Below are 246 nucleotides of genomic sequence, written 5' to 3'. Positions count from 1 at the left end.
AATCGCCGCCCCCTATCAACAGTTCCGGCGTTACGCCATCGAAAGGACCAATCAGGCGTTGGGCCCTTCATAGGCATCAACGATCCGGCCGACGATCGGGTGGCGGACGACGTCGGCGGCGGTGAAGCGGCTCATCGCGATGCCCTCCACGCCTTCCAGGCGACGGACCGCATCGGCGAGGCCGGAGGCCGCGACGCCGCCGGGCAAGTCACCTGATTGGGATCGCCGCAGATCACCATCCGGCTG

The 246-nt window shown here is 67.1% G+C and carries 1 protein-coding gene; it reads right to left on the bottom strand.

Going from position 1 to position 246, the window contains the following annotated elements; all coding sequences use genetic code 11:
* Nucleotides 1-51: 51 nt before the first annotated feature.
* Nucleotides 52-246 (bottom strand): PhoH family protein (locus tag AC3II9_RS22275; RefSeq protein WP_489158933.1); only part of this gene is annotated, 195 nt, incomplete at its 5' end.

Source organism: Lysinibacillus sp. RU7, assembly GCF_057837305.1.
This window is presented reverse-complemented; position numbering and strand designations above follow the sequence as displayed.